At 68.6% G+C, this 3,926-nt stretch carries 3 protein-coding genes; 1 reads left to right on the top strand and 2 read right to left on the bottom strand.

Going from position 1 to position 3,926, the window contains the following annotated elements; translation table 11 throughout:
• Positions 1 to 99: 99 nt before the first annotated feature.
• Positions 100 to 1,593 (bottom strand): mannose-1-phosphate guanylyltransferase/mannose-6-phosphate isomerase, encoded by a 1,494-nt coding sequence (locus ACLFQI_RS12240; protein ID WP_410759723.1) that lies wholly within the window; start codon positions 1,591 to 1,593, stop codon positions 100 to 102.
• 263 nt (positions 1,594 to 1,856) lie between these two features.
• On the opposite strand from ACLFQI_RS12240, the gene purD reads away from it, so the two are divergent.
• A complete protein-coding gene (purD, locus tag ACLFQI_RS12235; RefSeq protein ID WP_410759721.1) occupies positions 1,857 to 3,212 on the top strand; it encodes a phosphoribosylamine--glycine ligase in 1,356 nt (451 codons plus the stop codon).
• Here purD and ACLFQI_RS12230 read toward each other — a convergent pair.
• A complete protein-coding gene (locus ACLFQI_RS12230; protein WP_410759719.1) occupies positions 3,179 to 3,868 on the bottom strand; it encodes an aminoglycoside phosphotransferase family protein in 690 nt (229 codons plus the stop codon). The two genes, purD and ACLFQI_RS12230, sit on opposite strands and share 34 nt — an antisense overlap.
• Positions 3,869 to 3,926: the final 58 nt, after the last annotated feature.

Raw genomic sequence — 3,926 nt, 5'->3', positions numbered from 1 at the left:
CGGCCAGTCGCGCGCGCGTCTGCGGCACCCCCGGTGCGCGTCGCGCGCGGCCCCGCCGAGACCGCGTCAGCCAGGCCGATCACGCAGCCGCTCGCCGGCTCAACAACCGCTGTCGCCGCCGCGATCGTAGAGATCGTCGAAGCGCACGATATCGTCCTCGCCCAGATAGCTGCCGGATTGCACCTCGATGATCTCGAGCGGGATGCTGCCGGGATTCTCCAGCCGATGGGTGGTGCCGATCGGAATGTAGGTCGACTGGTTCTCGGTCAGCAGGAAGGTCTTGTCGTCATTCGTCACCTTGGCGGTGCCGGAGACCACCACCCAGTGCTCGGCACGGTGATGATGCATCTGCTTCGAGAGCGCCTCGCCGGGCTTCACCGTCAGGCGCTTGACCTGATAGCGACCGCCCATGGTGATCGACTCGAACGCGCCCCAGGGGCGATGCACGCGCTGATGATGGCGATGTTCGTTGCGCCGCGACTCGCTCAGGAACGCGGTGACCGCCTTCACCTCTTGCGCGCGCTCGCGATGGGCGACCAGCACCGCGTCCGGCGTCTCGACCACGATCAGGTTGTCGACGCCGACCGCGGCCAGCAGGCGGCTCTGCGCGATGAGCAAATTATCGTGCGACTCGTGCACGAAGGCATCGCCATCGAGGACGTTGCCATCGCCATCCTGCTCGCGCACCTCCCAGAGCGCGGACCAGGCACCGACATCGGACCAGCCGGCCGCGAGCGGCAACACGATCGCCGGATGCTCGGGTGCGGCCTCGGCCTGCGACAGACGCTCCATCACCGCATAATCGATCGAATCGCTCGGGCAGTCCTTGAACCGGCCGGCGTCCAGGCGGCGGAACTCGCCATCGCCGCGCCCGGTCTTGATGGCCGCCTCGCAGACCTCGGCGATCTCCGGGCGGAAGCGCCGGATCAGCGTCAGCCAGACCGAGGCGCGCAGCATGAAGATGCCGCTGTTCCAGAGATACTCGCCGCTGGCCAGATAGCGTTCGGCGGTCGCGCGATCGGGCTTCTCGACGAAGGCATGCAGGCGATAGGCGGCGCCGTTGAGTTCGGCATGGGCCAGCGCCTCGCCCTGCTGGATGTAGCCGTAACCGGTCTCGGGCTTGGCCGGCACGATGCCGAAGGTGATCACGGCGCCCTGCTCTGCCAACACCGCGCCATCGGCAACCGCCTGGCGAAACGCCTCGCCATCGGCGATGGCGTGGTCGGCCGGCGCCACCAGCAGGACCGGGTCATCGTCATCGGCGGCGACCGCGCTCAGGGCCGCCAGGGTCAGCGCCGGCGCCGTGTTGCGGCCGAAGGGTTCGAGCAGGATCACGGCCGGCGCGCGCCCGAGCTGGCGCAACTGTTCGGCGACCAGGAAGCGATGCGCCTCGTTGCAGACCACGATCGGATCGCGCGGCAACAGCCCCAGGCGCGGATGCTCGGCGACCAGGCCATCGAGGCGCAGCACCGTGTCCTGCAGCAGGGTGTGGCCGCCGGTCAGCGGCAGGAACTGTTTCGGGTAGGCCTCGCGCGAGAGCGGCCAGAGCCGGGTGCCGGAGCCGCCGGACAGGATCACGGGCTGCAAGTGCATGGCGTTTCCTCAATGACGATCAATGGAGCGACCGCGAAAGACTATAGCAGACGCGCTTCGATGCTTAGGCGATTGACAGAAATCGCCTCAGCAGGTGACCCTCGCCGCTGCCGCGACCTCGCGCCGCGCGCATGATACCTCTAGAATTCGTCAGCACGATCTTGCCCCGGTCGCGGGACCCAAGCGCCGCCACGGATGGACGAAAGACGCGCGGGGCGGAAACCGGCTGACCGACAGCCATCCCCGATTCGGTAGAAGCCCTTATGCACATCCTCATCATCGGCGCCGGCGGCCGCGAGCATGCCCTGGCCTGGAAGATCGCCCAGTCGCCGCAGGCCGAGCGGGTCTTCGTCGCTCCCGGCAATGGCGGCACCCTCGCTGAGCCAGGGGTCGAGAACGTCGACCTGGAGCCGACCGACGCCGAGGCGCTGATCCGCTTTGCCCGGGAGCAGCAGATCGATCTCTGCATCATCGGCCCGGAGACGCCGCTGGTCGCCGGCGTCAGCGATGCCCTGGTCGCTGCCGGCCTGCGCTGCTGCGGCCCCACACGCCAGGCCGCCCGACTCGAGGGCTCGAAGGACTTCGCCAAGGCCTTCATGCGGCGCCACGGCATCCCGACCGCCGCCTATCGCACCTTTGACGATCGCGAGCAGGCGCTGGCCTATCTGGACCGGATCGGCGCGCCGGTGGTGGTCAAGGCCGATGGCCTGGCCGCCGGCAAGGGCGTGGTGGTCGCCGAGACGCTGGCTGAGGCCCGCGCTGCGGTCGAGGCGATGCTCGGCCAGGGCCAATTCGGCGCGGCCGGCGCCCGGGTGGTGATCGAGGACAAGCTGCTTGGCGAGGAGGTCAGCTTCATCGTCCTGGTAAGCGGCGAGCAGGTATTGCCACTGGCCACCTCGCAGGATCACAAGGCGCGCGACGAGGGCGACCGCGGACCGAATACCGGCGGCATGGGCGCCTATTCCCCCGCGCCCATCGTGACGCCCGAATTGCAACAGCGGATCATGCGCGAGGTGATCGAGCCCACCGTGGCCGGGCTGCGCGCCGAAGGCCTGCCCTACCTCGGCTTCCTCTACGCTGGGCTTATGATCGGCGCGGACGGCACCCCGCGCGTGCTCGAATATAACTGCCGTCTTGGCGACCCCGAGACGCAACCGATCCTGATGCGCCTCGAGAGCGATCTGCTCGAACTCTGCCTGGCCGCGAGCGAGGGGCGGCTCACCGAGGTGGAGGCTCGCTGGCGCGATCAGGCCGCGCTCGGGGTGGTGATGGCCGCAGCCGGTTATCCGGGCGCCTATGCCAAGGGCCAGCCGATCAGCGGCCTGGAGACGGCGGGCGACAGCGACAGCAAGGCGGGGACAGGCGGCGCGGGCACGGACATGAGCACGGACCTGAGCACGGGCGGCAGCAAGACCAAAGTCTTTCACGCCGGCACCCGCTACGACGGCGAACGGACGCTGACCGATGGCGGCCGCGTGCTCTGTGTCACCGCGCTCGGTGCCGATGTCGGCGAGGCCGCGGCCAACGCCTACGCGCGCGCCGAGCGGATTCGGTTCGACGGCGCCTTCTACCGACGCGATATCGGTCACCGCGCGCTCAAGCGCGGGACGAGCCGTTGAGCGATGAGCGTCGCCAGCGGCTGTAACTCGGGATAGAGCGGCCCGAGTTCCTGCAGATAACCGAGGGTGCGAGGCAGATCGGCCAAATAGCCGTGCTTGCCATCGCGCACCGCGAGACGCGCGAAGATGCCAGCGGCCTTGAGATGGCGCTGCGCGCCCATCAGATCGAACCAGCGTCTGAGCTTGGGCCGGTCGGTCGCCTTGAGCAAGCCGGCCGATTGCGCCTGCGCGGCGTAGTCATCGAGCCAGCCCAGCACGCGCGCGCGCGGCCAGGCGATGTAGCAGTCCTTCAACAGCGAGACGAGGTCGTAGGTGAGCGGCCCCGCCACCGCGTCCTGCAAGTCGAGGACGCCTGGATTGGCAGCCGTGGTCAGCATCAGGTTGCGGCTGTGGAAATCGCGATGCACGGCGACGCGCGGTTGCTCCAGCGCGTTCTCGATGAGCCGATCGAACAGCGTCTCAAGCTCCTGCGCTTCGCGCTCGGACAGTTCGATCCGCAGCCGCCGCGCGAGCAGCCAGTCGCCGAACAGATCGAGTTCGCGGCGCAGGAAGGCGGCGTCGTAGACCGGCAACCCAGCGGTGGACAGCCCGAGCTGGAGCTTGACCAGCGCGGCGATCGCATCGCCATAGAGGATATCGGCCTGATCCCAGGCCAAAGCCGGATCTTGAGCCTGGGCCTGAACCGATGCCTGAACCGATGCCTGAGCCGATGCC

The organism is Halochromatium sp., from assembly GCF_046541315.1.
GTDB lineage: Bacteria > Pseudomonadota > Gammaproteobacteria > Chromatiales > Chromatiaceae > Lamprobacter.
The sequence above is the reverse complement of the archived record's forward strand: the minus strand, read 5'-3'. Positions and strand labels throughout refer to the sequence as shown.